Raw genomic sequence first — 16,294 nt, forward strand, 5'->3', positions numbered from 1 at the left:
AGGGGCGAGACGGCCCTACGGGCCAAGCCAGCTACAGGAGAGGGGTGGTGACAGGCAGTCGGGACCAGCACGAACAGGGGTTGGCCGCCCGAACAAGAGAGGGGGTGCGTTCGCGGGCCGGGGTGGGTGTGCTTCAAACTATGAGCAAGATTGATTCTGGAATGGATAGCACCCAACGTTGAGGCCATAAGCGATGATTGCCGTATGCCTAATGGAGGCAGAGGAAATAGAAAGCAAAGGAGGGGCAAGTTCTCATGTTCCGCGAATATAAGGGCGCGAATATAAGGGCGCGAATACGGTAGCGGATTGCGCGGTGAGACAGAAATTGGAACGGTGGTGTAGGAATTCAGAGAGGGAAGCGGTGAGCGGCGAGTGAAGGACCGAGGAGGGGCAGAGGGGCGCGGGAACACCCAGGGGGTCGCTTCGGGCGTCGGAGCAAAGGCCGGGGCCTTCGCGGGGAGCGCAGGCGCGGACGAGCGAGTGTCGACCTCCGGGGTGATGCAGCGTCAGCGTGCGCACCGTGTCGGCGCCGAGGGGACGTGCCGTCGGTCGCAGGTCCTCAGCCCCGGGAGCAGGTGCTGGCTCCTTCGCGCGCGTGAGGAGCCAGCCGATGCCTCGCGCGCGCGTGCGTCTTAAGGAAAAGAGGGCCGTTGCAAGAAACCGCCCCTGACCTGCGGTTACGCGGAGGGATATGTGTCGGCGCTGACACATTGACCTGCGGAAATGTGTCCGTGGTGCCACACCGACACCCATATTGGCCAAGCTAGCTTGTACAAGTGTGGATCGTTGCTGGTGAGAGCAGCTTTCGAAGGGGTAGGGCCGGAATCGCTTGTGTCGGCGCCGACACCAAAGCGCCACGCCAGCGTGTACAAATCTGCCAACTGAGGTTGGACAACTGTTAGGGTCCGTCGCGACCGCCCAAGATCGAGGAACAGGACGACCGTCGATGGCCCCCCAGCCCAAGCGCCCTGCCTCCGGCCGCAGTAAGGGCCGGATCGCCGCTGTTCAGCCCGGCGGTGACAGCGCCTTTCGCGAGACCCTGTCCTCTCGGCTGGGGCAGGACATCAAGCCGCCGACCCGCAAGCGGCCGGTGCAGCAGATGGACGTCAACGTCCGGTACACGTACCGCGCGCCCCACGAGATGTACGGGCGGTCCGGCTACAGCGTGGTCTCCAACGACTTCCTCGCCGACGTCCTGGCGGTGCTGATCGCCCAGCACGGAATGTCACCGATTCAGTCCGCGGTGCTGCTGTGGTGCATCGGCCGACAGCGCGAAGGGTGGCTCCGGGCAACGCACAAGAAGATCGCGGAGAAGCTGGGCGTGGAGCGGTCGAACGTGACCCGGGCACTGGGGCGGCTGGAGGAGTGGCACATGCTGCAGCGCGTCGACACCGGCCTGATCTTCGTGAACCCGCTGCTCGGCTTCGAGGGCAACGGCGATGTGCAGCAGGAGATCCTGGAGGCGCTGCGCAATGGCGCGGCGGAGGGGGCCTTCCCGGAGGTGCGCGCCCCGCGGCCGCCGCGGAGCGTGCAGCTGGAGCTCGGGGCCGAGGACGGGGACGATGAGGGTGTCGAGAAGGAGGGGCAGGCATGCTGATCCAGGCGAGCGCCGGTTTCGGAATGCTGTACCGGCTGGACCTCACCAAGGCCGCTCAGGACCTCCTGAGCGCCCTTGTGGAGCGCCAGGAGCCTGGTGGTGAGGTGAACGCCTCCCAGGCGGAGCTGGGGGCCCGGGTGGGCCTGTCCCGGAACTCCGCGAACACCGCGATGGCGCTGCTGGAGAGCCGGAAACTGGTGCTGCGGCCCGAGGACCGGAAGTACCGCACGTACTACCTGCACCCGTACGTCGCCTCCTACGCCTCTCAGGAGGAGTTGGAGGAGGCCATCCAGGACGCTGCTGAGCGCATCGCCGCCGGTGAGCTGCCCGAGATCACCGCCCCCCTGTACGAGACGGCCCCGCCGAAGCGTCAGCCCCAGGCGCCCCTCCGGGCGATCCGGGCCGCCGGGTAGGCCGGCGTTTCTCCGCGAAGCGGCGCCGCCCCCCTCCAACAGGGGCGCGGCGCCGCTTTCGTGCGCGGCGTCGAGTGTCAGACCTGGACGCACGGTTCCGGTAGGCGGGAAACGCGATGGAGCGGTGGGCCACTGGCAGCAGCTGAGACCCGTACGGCGGCGCCGTGCAGCAGACGAACACCGTTTGCTGCACGGCGCCGCTGCTTTTGCAGCACGCTGCTACCCGAGCAGCACCCGCGCCACCTTGGGTCGGCCTTGGAGTGTCATCGCTCTCCGGAGCCCACAACCACCCGCACCCAGCCACCAAGCAGCACCACCCACCACCCCACCCACCGGCCCTGCACCGAGCAGCAGAGCGGACCGCTGGACCCCGGTACGGACGAACCGGGGCCTGGCCCCTGGACCCAGCTGGGTCCAGGGGCTCTCTGCCAGGGAAAAGGGGGACCCAGGACCCAGCTTGCTGGGTCCTGGGTCCTGCTGCACTGGCGACCTATCGTCCGGCCCGAGGACCGAGGACCGGGGAACGGTCCGGAAGGGCCGGCGGTACACAGGTACACAGTGGAGCTCATCCACCAGGGGAAACGCGGCTTCGATTACACAGTTCGGCCTGGTCTCCCCCGCCCACAGCCAGGCGGGCGCGGGCGGGTAGCTGCGGGACGGTACGGACGAACCTGGCGCCGCGTGCGCGGCATCCGCTGACCGGGCGGCGCGGACGGAGCGTGATGGGCGCGGTAGTGCTGGCGTCGGGGTGTCACGCGGAATCCGCCCCCGGGGTGGGGGCCAGGGCCGGGTGGGCACCGGACATGCATCGCCATATCGGGCATTTGGGCGGCGGCGTGGCAGGGGGCGTGACAGGGGGCGTGACACCCGCCCATTACTTTCGGTGACCAGATCGGACCTGGAGAGTGCCCCCAGGCTCACAGGCCGCCTCACAGGACCGGGTGGAGCGTCTCGCCGAACGGCGGCTCGGTCCAGGAGATGACTCGGCCATCGGCGAGTAGGTCCTCGTAGTGGTGCCCGATGTTGCTGTGGTCGCTCCAGGTGGCCACCGCGTCGTCGGCCGCGTTCACGCCTTGTCGTCCTTTCCCGCGGCCGCGGCGGCGAGGGTGGTGTCGAGCCACGCGGCGAGCGCGGTTGTGGCGGCCGGGTCAGCCACGGCGAGGCGGCCGACGAACTCCAGCTGCTTGTCGACGGCCGGGATGCCGGTGCGGGAGAGTGCGGCCAACAGGGCGGCGCGGGCCCTGACCGGTACCGGCAGCGATCCGACGGCGGCTGTGCGGGCGGCGGGGTCGGCGTAGTGGCCGGTGTGGTCGGCGAGGGCCTGGGCGAGCCAGCTGTTCACGCGTGGCACGCGGTAGTCGACCCCTTCCAGGTGGTCGCGTACGGCTTCGTCCCCGGTCTGCGTCGGCACAGTGGAGTCCAGCCCGCCGGATCCGGCCAGACGCATCAGCTCGTCGCTGCGCGCGGCCACGCGCTCTGCCTCCATGCGCCGTGCGGCTTCGGCCTTCTCCCATGCCTCCTTGCGCTCGGCTTGCGCGCGCTGCTCGTCCTGGACGACGGCGTCGGCCTGCGGGTCGTAGACCTCGCCGGTGCCCGCGAGCAGGGCGATGATGCGCTCCCACTCCGCGAGTTCAGCCTCACCGCGGCCGCCGTCGTTGGCCGAGTCCTCATGCCGCAGGGCCTGGCGGCGGTCGAACTGCGCGTACTTCAGCGCGGCCTCGGCCTCGGCGTGCGTCATACCGGTGGCGCGGCGGCGTACCGAGCGTCGGCCGATCTGGGCCGGGTCGACCGACGGCCGGCTGGCTGCCGGTGGGGACGGGGCGAATCGGGGGCGCCGACGGGGCGGGATGGTGGTCATCGGGCCTCGTATTTCGTGTCGGAATTGGAGCGGGCCGCCCTCTGGGATTCCAGAGCGGGGCCCGACCCTTTTTACACCTGGTGCCGGGTCAGGATGCGTTGAACGAGAAATCTATGTAGTCGACATCCTCGAATTTGACGTCGGCGCCGCCCTGGAAATAGGACTCCGCAAGGGCCTGCGCAACCAGAGGGTGCAGCTGGTCATCCGTCGCTCCGGCGGCCTGGGCGGTGAGGATGCGGGCGGTCGCTGAGGGCGAGGCGCGGACGGTGATCTGGCGTGTGCGGCCGTCATCGGAGCTGCCGCGGGCTCCGCTGAATCCGAACACGGCGCGGGTCTCGATCCGCAGGCCGCCCGTGGTGGCCGCATGTGCTCTGGCCTGCGCACGAACCTGCGGTTGCCACTCCTGGACGGTCTCGGTCTCCAGGGCGGCCTGGAGACGCTTGTGGGGCTTGGAGGAGGCGCCCTGGCGGTAGCGCTGGACAGTGCGCTGCGAGACGCCCAGGCGCTCCGCCACAGCCTTTGTCGAGCCCTTGGCGCGCGTGAAGAGGAATTTCATCCGCGCCTGCGCGGATTTCGGCACCGGCCGGGTGAACAGTTCCTGCTCGGCGCGCTCCAGCGCTTCACGGAACCGGCCGCGCCTGCCGCCGACGGGCTGCTGCTGGGAGGTGTTGGTGATGTCCATCGCCGCATCGAACCCGATCTGACCTGTGGATAGATCGCGGCCGGACTGCGCGGATGCGGGTCTCAACTGCCGTGGCGTCAAGGTGTGGTGGGGATCACGCGGGAGTTACGCGGGTTCGTACTGTGTGGGGCCGGTCGAGACGGGCGAAGGGGTGAGGCCGGGGCTCCGGCCAGTGTCGAAGGAAGGACCACCCCCATGTATCCCCTGATCGCTCTGTGCGCGCTGGCCGTGCTCGCCTCCTTCGGCCTGTACGCGCTGCGCCGGGCCCGCCCCGCCGACGTCCCCGCCGTCCTCACCGGCAGCGCGCGGCCGGTCGTGGTGCTTGTCCTGGCCACCCTCGCGCTTCTGTTGGCGGACCCGGCGGACTTGCCCACGCTGCTGCGCGCGGCACTGCGGGCCCTGGGACACTGACCGCGCCGAGAAGGGCTGGCGGTACCTGTCCTCCCCGACCCGGTCCTCGCAGCCCCCGGCGATAAGCAGCTGGCCGCTTCTTGTGGGATCGCGGTGGGCAGTGCGGTAGACAGACGGAGCACTTCCTCGGCGGCGGCGCGTTCGGTTGGTTAGATGTGTTGGCCGAGTCCTACTCCTCCTCGATTCACCCATGTTCTGTTAGACGGAACGTGAGGTCGCTTGTCGGTGCAGTCGCGCAGGTACTGATGCACACAAGCCTGGAGCTTCGAGAAGTATTCGTCCACATCGCTCTTGGCGTAGTCGGAGGGCCGGGACTCCGACAGGTACGGCGAAAAGGAGGTGATTTCGTCGGGCAACGGGCTGGTGGCCAGCTTCAGTGCCAGGTTGGGAAGGTCCTCAATGGTGGCAAGCTTGTTGACCTCCTTGAGGAAGGACTCAACCTCGGTGGCTGCGTAGGCGGGCTCTACGTATGAGCGCACGGGCGAGGCGCGGCCTCCCTCCTCACATTTGGCCCGCCGGAACTCTGGGTTTGGCATCTGAGTCAGGAAGACGTAGTAGGCGTCCGCCTTGCGTTGTGCGCGCCGCTGGTCCCCGCACTCCCCCTGTTCCAAGGAGGCGCGGAGGGACCGCACCTGTCCGCGAAGCGTGGTCACTTCGGACTCAAGCGCGTCAATCTGCTCCTGTAAGTCATTTTTGTTCAACCGCCCCGGCTGAGGGCGGGCGTCGTTGAGGGGTGCCCATGCCTCTACCCAGAGCCTGGGTTCCTGTCCGCAGGCGCGAACAAGCTGTTCCAGGGTGCGCTGCTGCGGCCAGTTCTTCCCTGCCGTCACGCCGCGCACCGTGTTTCCCGAGAGGCCACCTTGCTTGGCGATGTCTTCAGTGCTTCTGCCGGTTTCGGAGACCAGCTGCCGCAGCGCCTGGGTGAACTCTTCCTGGGTGTGTGCTCTGTCCGGGCCGGCCATAACTCCCCTTCGTGTTCCGCAATTCCCGCAGATCGTAGAAGTTGCGCTGGCCTCCCATCAGGGATTTCTCCACATGGGGCCGCAGCTTCGCCTGACCTCGATCACTTCTCGCCATCTGCGAGCAACACCGGACTACAACCGTGGCATCACTTGCTGACGAACACGGAGGCCCCTATGTCCCTGCAAGAGATCGCTGTCGAGGTCGGCCGCGGCCTGCTCACGCAGTTACCGTCCGAGCTGCTCGTGGCTCTGGCCATGACCGCTCTCACCGCGGTCGGGCGAAGGCGGCGGCGCAACCGGGCGCAGGGAGAGGAGACGGAGAAAGCAGCAGCGGCGAGTCCCCTCAGGGGGCCCTCATGGCCGGGATCAGATTGCTGCTGAGCACCCGATCGGCCAACTGAAATGTGGTCACAGTCGTCCAGAAATGTGCAGAGGGCCGGGAACCCCGGTTCCAGGCCCTCTGCACATGCTGGTCTGTCAGAAGTCGAGTTCGACGTAGTCGATGTCGGTGAACTCCACCAGCAGACCGTCGGCGCGGCGTCCGCGGTCCTTGAAGTACATCTCCTGGAGGCCCTCGGCGGCGATGTTCTGCAACTGTTGCTCGGTGGCCCCGGCGGCCTGGGCGTCGAAGAGTCGGGCGGCGTAGGCCGGGGGCAGGTGCTGGGTGATTAGCCGGATCCGGCCGTCATCGGTCGTGCCGGGAGCGGCGGTGAAGCCGAATCGCGCCCGGGTCTCGATGACGATCCCGCCGGTGGAGGCGGCGCGCTGCTGGGCCTTCTGGCGCACCTTCGGCTGCCACCTCTTGCGGACCTCGCGCTCTATGCGGGCGGCGAGTTCCTTACGGGGGCGGCGGATCTGGGCTTTGACGTACCGCTCGACCGTGCGCTGTGAGACGCCCAGGAGCTGGGCGACTGCCTTGGTGGAGCCCTTTTCCTGCTTGACCAGGTACCGCATCTGCGCGCCGGCGCTCTTGGGGATCGGGCGGGTGGCGGTGGCGGCCGCGGCCTTGTCGAGGCTGTCTCCGAGGATGCCCATCAGTGCCTACTCCCCCTCGTTGAGGATGCTGGGGCCCTTGATCTCGCGGGCGGGGTTGGCGTGCTGGTTTTCGATCATCTCGGCGAGCCACAGGAAGCTCTGGGTGCCTTCGTGCTTGACCATCCCGGGGCTGACGCCGAGCCGGAATCCGCCGGGCAGCGGCTTGCCGTCGTCGGTGTGCGGCAGGAAGTCCAGCGGGCTGGGCCCGTGGGAGAGGTAGACGGCGCAGTCGTGGTTGACGGCCACGGGGTAGAGGCCGACGGCTGCCAGGCGGGTCATCTTGCGGTGCGTGTTGGTGCGGGTCTTGGCGATGACCTCGGCCCGGACGTGCGGGCTCCATGCCTCGCGCTTGAGGGCCGGCCACGGCTCTCCGCGCTTGTGGCGGATGCTGCGCGGCCGTTCCTGGAGCTTGCCGATGCCGCCCTTCGCGGTGGCCTTGATTGCCGACAGCACTGCGGCGGCCTGCGGGTCGACGGACTTGTAGTCGGCCATCGCGGCGAGGAACTCGTTCTCGGACATGCCGGTGGTGACGCCGAGGTCGGCCATGGTGGCCACGTAGGCGTCGCGCAGGCGCTGGTACCAAGGATCCAGGTAGTAGCCCGATTCCTCGCGCACGAACGCCTGGATCGGCTCCACGTGGGCGCCGAGCTCGGTGGCGTAGCCGACGGTGGTCGTCGAGTACCAGGCCGGCCCGTCCGGGCGTTCGCCGTCCGGCGTGAACGGGCTGGGCAGGCGCGGATCGGTCTCGATGCCGGAGAGGTCCACCAGCCAGGAGCCGGGCAGCTTCGGATCGAATTCGGGCGCGGTGACCTCCCGCGCGGGGCCCAGGCCGACGTTGAGGCGGTTGGCGGCCGCGGCAAAGGCCATGTTCACGTCGATGCCCACCGCGTGGGTGTAGCCCTCGGCCACCTCCTGGTCGGTCAGCTGCCGGAACCAGGTCCAGGACTCCTCATTGAGCGTCTCGGCCGGGGTCCGGACGTGGTGCGCGGGGAACCTCCCGGCCAGGACGGGGTGTTCGTCGGGGGCCTCCGGCCACGCCGGGGCGATCGGCCGCGTCAGCGATCCGGGCACCGGCCCCGGCACGAACGCACCGGTGGCCTCGTCCTTGACGGCGCGGGTCGGCGGGCGCAGCGCGGTCATCAATTCCAGGCCGCAGACCGCGGTGGTGCCGCGCGGGGTCAGGACGCGGGTGGCGTAGGTGCCGAGCACCGCGGCGACGTCCGGTGCCGGCAGGTGGCCGGTGTCGCCCCAGGAGCGGACGTCGAGTGCGTCCCAGGGCAGGACGGCCAGCTGCACGCAGCGCCGCTTGCCCTGCTGCATGGGCCGGAAAATCCTGGTCCAGGGGCTGAATCCGCGGCCGCTGAGCTGCCACCCGGCCTTCGTGAGCTGCTTGATGACCTTGTGGTCGTCGGGCAGGCGCAGCCCGCGCCGGTCCTCCAGGATGGCCGGCAGCCCGAAGCGTTCGGCGGCGGAGTGGGTCAGCACGATCAGCGGATCGCCGTCCTTGCCGTGACGGTGCAGTCGCGGCGAACCCAGACGAGCCTCGGCCAGCGTCCACTCCACGAGCGCCGGGACGGTCTTGGCGGGGCAGTCCAGCACCAGGCCACCGACGCAGTACAGCGAACCGTCGCCGTCCAGCACGCCGAGCGGGCCGTTGGCGAACCGCTCATCGGTCCCGGCCGCGGCGGCCGGAGAGGCCACCGGCTTCTTGGGCGCGGCCTTGCGCGCGGCGGGACGCCTCGAGGTGGACACCGCCTTCTTCACCGCCGGTTCCTCCGGCGCGGCCGCCGGGGCTGGCGGCGGTTCGGTGGGTGTGCCGGAGAACGCGGCCGGCACCGCCGGGGCGGTGGAGGGGAAGCGGCTGGCGAGACCCTCCAGCAGGCGGGCGTAGGCGGCGCGCTTCGGCGGCCGCGGCTCGGTCCGCCCAGCCTCCCAGTTCCCCACCGCCTCCCGCCGCGCACCCAGCGCCGTGGCGATCTGTGCCTGGCTCAGCCCGGCCGCCTCGCGCAGGCGCTTGCGTTCGGCGGGTGGCGGCAGGTCGTCCTGAGCGACCTGTTCGAGCAGCGCGTCAACTGCGCTGAACAGCGCTTCTTCCTCTGTGGGCACAAGCTCACCTCCACCCTGACCCTATCGGATCGCGCGTCGAATAGGCTTTATTTCGCTCATTCGATCGCTCGTTGATCGCGCATGACTGCTATGGTCTCCGCGAAGATCGAAAACGGCTTTACCTGAGGGCCGTCCGTCGGAGGAGATGCAGTGAGCGAGGACGTCGTACCGGTGGCTCTGCCCGACCAGGAGAGCCGCGGCGTTCTGACTCAGGTGATCCTTCCGGCGTGCACCAGCAGTGCTGTTCCGCAGGACCAGCCGGTCGTGGTGATCGTCGGAGGCCAACCGGGGGCCGGGAAGACCGAGATCGCCGATCTCGTGCAGGCGGCACTGGACCGCCGCGGCGGCGCGGTACGGATCTGCCGGGACCTCTACAAGGCAGCGCACCAGCGCTACGGCGAACTGCTGGCCGCCGACGTCCGCACGGCAGGAGTCAAGGTCCGGCCCGATACGCGCCGCTGGCAGGCTGCCGTCGAGGAGCATGTGCGCGCCAGCGGGTTCGATGCGGTGGTCGAGTCCGCTCTCGCCGATGCCGACGAGCTCCGTGCGTCGGCTGCCGCGTACCGAAGAGCAGGCTGCCGGGTTGAGGTGGTGGGGGTGGCGGCCGCGGAGGCTTGGAGCCAGCTCGGGATCTCGGATCGCTTCCTGACGGAGGAGCGCTATGTGTCGTGGGAGAACCACGACACCTGCGCGACCCAGATGCTGCGGACGCTGGCGGTCATCGAGGCCGAAGGGCTGGTTGACCGGATCAGCGTCGTGCGGCGGGACTTCACGGTGCTCTACGACAACGAGCTCGTCGACGGTGCCTGGCGGCGGCGTCCGGCGGCCGAGCGGGCAGCGGTGCGTGAGAGGGGGCGGCCGTGGAGCGCCCGGGAGACGGCCGTCTTCCGCCGGGACCTGGCCCGCACCGACCGACGTGTGCACCGCGAGCTCGTATGTGAAGACCAGCGCCTGGCCGTCCAGCGGGATGTTGAGCGCGCCGCTGCCCTGGCCGAGCCGGTCCGCCGGATCGCGCAGCCCCGGCTCCAGGCGCCCGGTGTCGACTACCACCGGTTGTCGGCCGCCGAGCATCAATGGATTTTCGACGAGCTGATCGCGCCGTCGTACCTCGGCGGCATCGTGCCCCGGCCCGATCCGCGAGCGGTGTACGTGATCGGGCAGCCCGGCGCGAGCAAGACCTCCGCTGCCACCCTGGTGCGGCGGGCGATGCGGCCGGGAACGACGCGGCTGGTGGGCGACGACTTCAAAGCCGCCCACCCTGACTACCTGCAACTGCTCCAGGATGATCCGCGGGGTGCGGGCGCGGCGGTCCGAGCCGACTACCGCTCCTGGTTCGCCCGGGCCGAGGCGATGGTGCGCTCCCAGCGCGGCGACGTGCTCATCGAGGCCGCCCCGGGCAGCGCGCAGGAGTGGATGGCCAGTGCGCTGCCGTTCGCGAGCGACGGCTACCCCGTCGAGCTGGTGGTGTTGGCTGTCCGGGAGGCCGACAGCCGCCTGGCGACCGCGCTGCGCTACGCCCGCGCTCAGCAGCTTGGCCTCCCGGCCCGGTTCACCACCAAGGCCGGCCACAGCTGCTGCTTCCGCGCGGTCCCCGACGTCGTCGACCTCGCCGTCTCCCACCCGGCAGTCGCGGCCGTGACGGTGATTCGCCGGGACGGCCAGGCCCTGCTGCGCCAGGAGCAGGGCGGCGGTCGGCGAGCGGCGTGGGCGCTGGCCGCAGAGCGGCACCGGCCGTACACCGAGCAGGAGGCCGCCCAGTTCCTCGCGCTGTACCGGGCGCTTCGCAAGGCACTGCCGCGGCACCGCCGTGAGCTGGACGACATCGCCGCGCTCGCCCGTCCCCTGATGCCCGCACGGGTGCAGCCGGCCTGGATCGACCCGCCGCACCCGTCAGCCTGGCCTCTGCCGCTCCCCCGCCGGGGCTACGACTGCGTCAGCTCCTTCAGCCGGGCCGCGTAGACGGTCGCCACACGGGCCGCCTCCTCCGGGTCGGCGGTCGCCAGTTGCGCCTGGTCGTCGAGAGCGGCCTGCCGAGCCGCCTTCAACTCGCCCATGCGCGTCTCATCGGACACCGGCTTCCGGTGTTCGGCGGCAAGCTGGGTGGTGTACCAGTTCACCACCGCACGGACGGCGTCGAACGCCTGCTGCTCTTCGCCTCCCTCCAGCGCGGAGAAGTCAGGGGTGTTGGGGTCGGGCACAGTGACCACCCTCCTTTTCGATCTTGCAAGGGAACTCGCCATTGTCCTACCGACCCGGCCGCACGGCAGCCACGCGACCGGCCGCAAGGGCGAAGGGCGGGAAGGCGCGCTGTGGCCCCCTCGTCCTTCGGGGATGCTGGTCTCAAGGCCCGGGGGCGGGGCGTAGGTTGGGGCCGGTTGATCATCGAGTGGGGGTTGGCGTGGCGGGGGATCTGCGGGCGCTGTTCAGTACAAACGACCGACAGGTAGGCACGGACGAGGCGTTCACCAACCGGCAGACGCAGTGGGAGGCGGTCGCGGCCGTGCTCGCCGAGCACGTGCAGCGCATCGGTGAGGCGGCCTTCGACGTCGAAGACCTCGAAGCGCCCCGGCGCAACGTGCTGGTCTTCCACGGTGTTGGCGGCATCGGGAAGACGACGCTCTCCCGCAAGCTCGAAGCCTCCCTCGCCAGCAGCGCGGACCGGCCCGCCCAGTGGCCGCCCCACAGCTGGCCCACCGGACGGATCCTGCCGGTACGGATTGACCTTTCCCGCTCCGCCAACACCGACTTCGAGCGCGTCGTCCTCACCATCCGGCTCGCGCTCGCCCAGCTCGGCCGGCCCCTGCCCGCCTTCGACCTGGCGCTGCGCCGGTACTGGGAACACCACCACCCTGGCGAACCTCTGGAGGAGTACCTGCGGCGCGGCGGGCTGGCGAGCCAGTTCGGGAAGGCGCTGCCGCAGCAGATGCAGTCCGCGCTCGGCGACGTCGCCCAGGCGCTGCTGCTGCCGGGCACCGTCGGCACCGCGGTCGGCCAGGTGACCGGCACTCTGGTGCGGGCCCTGCGCGAGCGCCGGCAGTCGGTCCGGGCGCTGGCCGGCTGCGCCCGGCTCGCCGACCTCCTGGAGGCCGAGCCGGACCTGGACGCGCTGTCCTTCTATCCGCACCTGCTGGCCTGGGAGCTCGCCCAGCTGCCCGCGGACAAGGCCGTGACTCCGGTGATCTTGCTCGACGCCTTTGAGGAGACCGGCGACCGCACCCACCGGGACCTGGAGCGGCTCCTGCAGCGCGTCGTGTGGCTGATGCCGAACGCCTTCTTCGTAGTCACCGGCCGCAGCCGGCTGCAATGGGCCGACCAAGCCCTGCAAGGCCAGCTCGACTGGACTGGCCCCACGGCCTGGCCCGGCCTGGCCGACCACGCGCTCCCGCACGCCCGCACCGCCACGGCCGGCGGCCGCGGGCGGCAGATCCTGATCGGCGACTTCTCCCCCGAGGACTGCGACGACTACCTCGCCCGCCGCCTCAGCAGCGCCGGACAGCCCCTCATCGGCGAGGAACTGCGGGAGGTCATCACCGCCCACTCGCACGGACTGCCGCTCTACCTCGACCTGTCCGTGATGCGGTTCCTGGAGATCCGGCGCACCGGCCGCACACCTCAGCCCGCCGACTTCGACCACGACTTCCCGGCCCTGATCGCACGCACCCTGTCCGACCTCACCCCCGACGAACGCCATGTCCTGCGCTCGGTCAGCCTCCTCGACGCCTTCGACCTCGCCCTGGCCACCCAGGCAGCTGGCACGACCCATGACGCACCGGCCCTCCGCCTGCTGGAGCGGCCCTTCGTCCATCACAACCCGTTCGGCCTGTGGCCCTTCCACCTCCACGCCCTGATCCGCTCCACCCTGCGCACCGCCGACGACGCCTCGGACGACCGCTGGTCACCGCGCGACTGGCAGCAGGCCGCAGAACGCGCCTTCGCCGCCCTCGGAGAGCAGTGGACCACCAGCACGGCACCCGGGCGGATGGTGCTGATCGGCTGCCTGCGCCAGGGCCTGACCCTCGCCCGCGACTTCCGGCTCGATCTCGGCTGGCTGACACAAGCGGCCTGGACCTACGTCAGCGACTCCGTCTGGGAGCCGCTCACCGCCGCGGCACGCAACGATCGATCCGAGAACCACCTGGAGACGGCGGCCGACGCCCTGGTGGAGATGCTCAGCGCCCTCGCACGGCGCCAGCACGAGCACCGCGAGCGCACCGCCGAGCGGCTCACCGCGGTGGTCGACACCGGCCGGCTGCCGGACGAACTGTACGAGATGGCCGTCTACTACCTGGCCAAGGCTCAGCGCGACCTCGGGCGCTCCGCCGCCTCCCAGCACGGGATGCAACTCGTCGCCGACGGCGGCGGCCGACTCGCCCCTGCCGCCCAGCGCGGCCTGGCCCACCTCGCCCGGTCCGCCGGCGACTTCCCCACCGCCCTGGCCACCGCCCGCACCCTCGGCTGGGCCGGCCGCCACCACCGCATCGAAGGCGACGTCTGGTGGCCCCACGGCGACATGGACCGCGCGGCGGCCGCGTACGAGGCCGCCCGGACCGAGGCCGAAGAACATGGCGTCGCGGGCGAGCGGGCCACCTCTCAGGCACAGAGGGCCTTCGTCCTCGCCTTCACCGACCCGGCCCGCGCCGACGACGAACTCGATCTCGCCGAGCAGCTGCTGTCCGGCCTCGACCTGCGCGCCACCACCCTCACCACCCAGATCGCCGCCCTCGCCCGCGACGCCGGCACTGCGGAGGTGGAGGACCGCGCCCACGCCCTGCGCACCGAGATCAGCGTCGCCGGCCTGGCCTCCGTGGAAGCGACGCTGGAGCTTGTTCTGTGCTTCCACTACGCCGTTCGCGACGACCACGAAGGCATCACCGCCAGCATCGGTCGACTGCGCGAGCTGACCGGCAGCGGCGACTACGCCTACTACACCGACATCGCTCACTTCATGGCCGACCGGCACTCCCCCACTGCTCCTGACTCCCAGGCTCAGTGGCTCGACGACGAGCACGCCACCCGCGCCCGCTGGCACAGCCTGGTTACCGCCAGGCGCGAGCACCTGCCCGCCACCCCATAACGCACTGTGGCTCCGCCGGAACCGGCGGAGCCACGAGTTGGTGTCAGTCTTCGATCCATGCCTGCCCGGGGGGCTGAATGCCCCTGCGCCAGCTCGGGAGGCTGTACCGGGTGACCAGCGTCCAAGCGGTGCGGGTGGCATCTTCCACCCACGCGTGGCCGGCGGCAGGCAGACCGCCAACCCCGGTCAGATGGCGCGTGATCTGCTCCTCGGTGATGTGCTTGTTGCCGTGTCCGAGGTACTTCAGGACGTACACAGCGAGGTAGTCCACATCGGCCGCTTGTCCTCTGCCGCGGAGGATCTCCTTGATCCGGTATCCGAGCTTGGAGCTGATGCTGTTGCTGCCCTCTCCCCAGAAGCCCGTGACACTCGGATGCGGGAGGATATCGATGAGGTCGATCAGGTGGGCAAGGTCGGGATCATCAGCGAGGACGATGATGTCGGACATGGGGTGACCTCCCAAGGACGGTGCGCGCCCCGGATCAGGACGCTGTCGTCGATCATTGAGCCCCTCGCGGTACGGCACGCGACGTGCTGGGAGGATGCCCGATTCGTTGTCTGCAATGGCTGAGAACGTCCGACGCACGCCCCCAGCGCGACCGCCGGCCCGCGCTGGGCGCGAGCGCCTGTGCGCGCCCCCAGAACGCGCTGTGGCTCCGCCGGTCCGGCGGAGCCACACGACTTCATCTTCCGGGCACAGTCCGAATGCTCAGCTGGCGTTGGGGTCCTTGCCCGCGAGGGAGGACATCAGCTCCACGAGCGTGGCGTTGACGCGTCGCTGCTCGGCGATGAAGCCATCGAGCTTCTCACCCAGGCGGTCGACCTTCTGATCGAGGTTGCCGACCTGAAGGCGCAGCGCGGTCAGGTCGCTCTTGACGATGCCGAACTCGCGGTCGGTCGTCTGGGCGTCTTCCTCGAACCGGCGGGTCAGCGCAGCAAGCTCGCTCTGAGCGAGGGGGTCTTCGGCCATGGGGGCACTCCATGTGATGGGCGAGCTGCTGACCGGGCCGATTATTCCAGAAGCCGACCAGGGCATGGCCAGGGCCTCGTCGCACAGTGGGCCCACGACAGGGGATGGCTCGATGGGATCGATCTCGCTGACACCGCGACCGGTCACGTGGAAGGGTCAGCAGTGATCGCTGCTGACCTGCCGGTGACATGCGAAGGGCATTCCGTTGAGCCGTGAACCACACGACGAGCCCCGCCGTCTGACCGCGGCGGAGGAGGGGCTGAGCACCGCTGAGCGTCAGCTGGAGAGGAACGAGCAACTCCAGATCCACCGGCTGCGTGCACTGGTACGGACGTGGGAGCACGAGCTGGCCGACCGTAATGCGCTCGTCCGCAGGCACCGGATATCCGTGGCCCTCGCGATCACCACGGCGCTCGTCGCGACTTCCTGGACCATGACGCACTGGGGGCTGCTTGCCGAGGTGCTAAGGGTCGCCATCCCGTGTGGCGTGGTCTTCTTCGCTTCTCTGGGCGCGGCCGTCTTTACCGCATTCCGCCTTCGCCGGTTGCATAGCAAGGAAGCGATCGAGGACGGCCTGGCGACGAACCGGGACGCCCTGCGCTTCCTGGCCGCAGTGGCCCACCCCTCGCTCAGCGAGCGCCGCAGCCTCTACCGTGCGGATACCGCTGGCCTCATCGAGCAGTACCAGAAGGACAGCCGCAAGTATCGTCGCGTCCACAACTCGTTGCAGTCCCTCGTCATGGTCGGGTCGGCGTTCAGCACCTTGGTCGCTGGCCTAGAAACTGGCAAAGAGTTGACTTGGCAGAGCGTCACGCTGGTGGTGATCAGTGTCTCCATCACGCTCGCGTCCACCTTCACCGGCTACTACAAGTACCGGGAGCGCAGCTACTTCTTGCAGCAGACGGCCGACTCCATTGAGGAGGAGGCCAACGGCTATGCCCTCGGCGTCGGCCCGTACGGCGATTTCGGGGCAGGGCAGGAGGGCCAGGCGCTGGCGCTGTTCACCAAGCGGGTCGAGGATCTGCGCAATGAGCAGCGGCGGCGTCAGCAGCAGCTGGACCAGCCCGCCGAGCAGACTGTGCAGAACGGCCAGCCCCAGGGCTGAGCCCGTCACGGGGCCTGAGGGCGTCACGTTGCGGGGTGGGCAGGCTCTTTCAGTGTCCAGGTGTTGCCCGAGCACCCTTCC

15 protein-coding genes are annotated in these 16,294 nt (G+C 69.7%); 6 read left to right on the forward strand and 9 right to left on the reverse strand.

The window, feature by feature from the left end; all coding sequences use genetic code 11:
• Positions 1-946: 946 nt before the first annotated feature.
• A complete protein-coding gene (locus tag M8I34_RS32155) occupies positions 947-1,597 on the forward strand; it encodes a MarR family transcriptional regulator (protein ID WP_250055506.1) in 651 nt (216 codons plus the stop codon).
• A complete protein-coding gene (locus M8I34_RS32160) occupies positions 1,591-2,010 on the forward strand; it encodes a hypothetical protein (RefSeq protein ID WP_250055507.1) in 420 nt (139 codons plus the stop codon). The genes M8I34_RS32155 and M8I34_RS32160 overlap by 7 nt, the downstream gene beginning before the upstream one ends.
• A 929-nt stretch (positions 2,011-2,939) precedes the next feature.
• Here the strand turns inward: M8I34_RS32160 and M8I34_RS32165 are convergent.
• From M8I34_RS32165 to M8I34_RS32175, 3 genes are all read right to left on the reverse strand, one after another.
• Positions 2,940-3,080, reverse strand: a complete 141-nt coding sequence (locus M8I34_RS32165) for a hypothetical protein (RefSeq protein WP_250055509.1) — start codon at positions 3,078-3,080, stop codon at positions 2,940-2,942.
• Positions 3,077-3,868, reverse strand: a complete 792-nt coding sequence (locus M8I34_RS32170) for a hypothetical protein (RefSeq protein WP_250055511.1) — start codon at positions 3,866-3,868, stop codon at positions 3,077-3,079. The genes M8I34_RS32165 and M8I34_RS32170 overlap by 4 nt, the downstream gene beginning before the upstream one ends.
• 88 nt (positions 3,869-3,956) lie before the next feature.
• Positions 3,957-4,550 carry a helix-turn-helix domain-containing protein gene (locus M8I34_RS32175; protein ID WP_250055513.1) on the reverse strand — a complete coding sequence of 198 codons (594 nt, stop codon included), beginning with the start codon at positions 4,548-4,550 and terminating at the stop codon, positions 3,957-3,959.
• Positions 4,551-4,745: 195 nt separating this feature from the next.
• On the opposite strand from M8I34_RS32175, the gene M8I34_RS32180 reads away from it, so the two are divergent.
• Positions 4,746-4,961 (forward strand): hypothetical protein, encoded by a 216-nt coding sequence (locus M8I34_RS32180; protein ID WP_250055515.1) that lies wholly within the window; start codon positions 4,746-4,748, stop codon positions 4,959-4,961.
• 149 nt (positions 4,962-5,110) lie between these two features.
• Here the strand turns inward: M8I34_RS32180 and M8I34_RS32185 are convergent, their stop codons facing one another.
• From M8I34_RS32185 to M8I34_RS32195, 3 genes are all read right to left on the reverse strand, one after another.
• Entirely contained in the window at positions 5,111-5,923 is an 813-nt protein-coding gene (locus M8I34_RS32185) for a hypothetical protein (protein WP_250055517.1), read from the reverse strand.
• A gap of 477 nt (positions 5,924-6,400) precedes the next feature.
• The gene (locus M8I34_RS32190; protein WP_250055519.1) at positions 6,401-6,958 is read right to left on the reverse strand and encodes an XRE family transcriptional regulator; all 558 of its coding nucleotides are present in this window, start codon (positions 6,956-6,958) and stop codon (positions 6,401-6,403) included.
• Positions 6,959-6,964: 6 nt separating this feature from the next.
• On the reverse strand, positions 6,965-9,064 hold the full coding sequence (locus M8I34_RS32195) for a helix-turn-helix transcriptional regulator (protein ID WP_250055521.1): 2,100 nt from the start codon (positions 9,062-9,064) through the stop codon (positions 6,965-6,967).
• A 150-nt stretch (positions 9,065-9,214) separates the two neighbouring features.
• Here M8I34_RS32195 and M8I34_RS32200 point away from each other — a divergent pair, with 150 nt between their 5' ends.
• Entirely contained in the window at positions 9,215-11,023 is a 1,809-nt protein-coding gene (locus M8I34_RS32200) for a zeta toxin family protein (protein WP_250055524.1), read from the forward strand.
• Here M8I34_RS32200 and M8I34_RS32205 read toward each other — a convergent pair.
• Positions 10,987-11,262, reverse strand: a complete 276-nt coding sequence (locus M8I34_RS32205; protein ID WP_250055526.1) for a hypothetical protein — start codon at positions 11,260-11,262, stop codon at positions 10,987-10,989. The two genes, M8I34_RS32200 and M8I34_RS32205, sit on opposite strands and share 37 nt — an antisense overlap.
• Before the next feature lie 200 nt (positions 11,263-11,462).
• On the opposite strand from M8I34_RS32205, the gene M8I34_RS32210 reads away from it, so the two are divergent.
• Complete coding sequence (locus tag M8I34_RS32210) at positions 11,463-14,138, forward strand: ATP/GTP-binding protein (protein ID WP_250055528.1); 2,676 nt, start codon at positions 11,463-11,465, stop codon at positions 14,136-14,138.
• Positions 14,139-14,181: 43 nt separating this feature from the next.
• Here M8I34_RS32210 and M8I34_RS32215 read toward each other — a convergent pair whose 3' ends face one another.
• Both M8I34_RS32215 and M8I34_RS32220 read right to left on the reverse strand, forming a co-directional pair.
• Positions 14,182-14,586: a hypothetical protein gene (locus tag M8I34_RS32215; RefSeq protein WP_250055530.1), complete on the reverse strand. Its 405-nt coding sequence runs from the start codon at positions 14,584-14,586 to the stop codon at positions 14,182-14,184.
• A 261-nt stretch (positions 14,587-14,847) separates the two neighbouring features.
• Complete coding sequence (locus M8I34_RS32220; RefSeq protein WP_250055532.1) at positions 14,848-15,108, reverse strand: hypothetical protein; 261 nt, start codon at positions 15,106-15,108, stop codon at positions 14,848-14,850.
• A gap of 205 nt (positions 15,109-15,313) precedes the next feature.
• Between M8I34_RS32220 and M8I34_RS32225 the strand changes: the two genes are divergently transcribed.
• On the forward strand, positions 15,314-16,213 hold the full coding sequence (locus M8I34_RS32225; RefSeq protein ID WP_250055534.1) for a DUF4231 domain-containing protein: 900 nt from the start codon (positions 15,314-15,316) through the stop codon (positions 16,211-16,213).
• The last annotated feature ends 81 nt before the right edge of the window (positions 16,214-16,294 follow it).

The sequence above is a fragment of the Streptomyces sp. MCA2 genome, from assembly GCF_023544705.1.
GTDB classification, from domain to species: domain Bacteria; phylum Actinomycetota; class Actinomycetes; order Streptomycetales; family Streptomycetaceae; genus Streptomyces; species Streptomyces decoyicus.

Excerpts from the sequence above, each read along its gene's own strand:
- M8I34_RS32170 (WP_250055511.1), bottom strand. The coding sequence starts at position 3,868 with ATGACCACCATCCCGCCCCGTCGGCGCCCCCGATTCGCCCCGTCCCCA.
- M8I34_RS32175 (WP_250055513.1), bottom strand. The coding sequence starts at position 4,550 with ATGGACATCACCAACACCTCCCAGCAGCAGCCCGTCGGCGGCAGGCGC.
- M8I34_RS32155 (WP_250055506.1), top strand. The coding sequence starts at position 947 with ATGGCCCCCCAGCCCAAGCGCCCTGCCTCCGGCCGCAGTAAGGGCCGG.
- M8I34_RS32180 (WP_250055515.1), top strand. The coding sequence starts at position 4,746 with ATGTATCCCCTGATCGCTCTGTGCGCGCTGGCCGTGCTCGCCTCCTTC.
- M8I34_RS32220 (WP_250055532.1), bottom strand. The coding sequence starts at position 15,108 with ATGGCCGAAGACCCCCTCGCTCAGAGCGAGCTTGCTGCGCTGACCCGC.
- M8I34_RS32185 (WP_250055517.1), bottom strand. The coding sequence starts at position 5,923 with ATGGCCGGCCCGGACAGAGCACACACCCAGGAAGAGTTCACCCAGGCG.
- M8I34_RS32215 (WP_250055530.1), bottom strand. The coding sequence starts at position 14,586 with ATGTCCGACATCATCGTCCTCGCTGATGATCCCGACCTTGCCCACCTG.
- M8I34_RS32160 (WP_250055507.1), top strand. The coding sequence starts at position 1,591 with ATGCTGATCCAGGCGAGCGCCGGTTTCGGAATGCTGTACCGGCTGGAC.
- M8I34_RS32190 (WP_250055519.1), bottom strand. The coding sequence starts at position 6,958 with ATGGGCATCCTCGGAGACAGCCTCGACAAGGCCGCGGCCGCCACCGCC.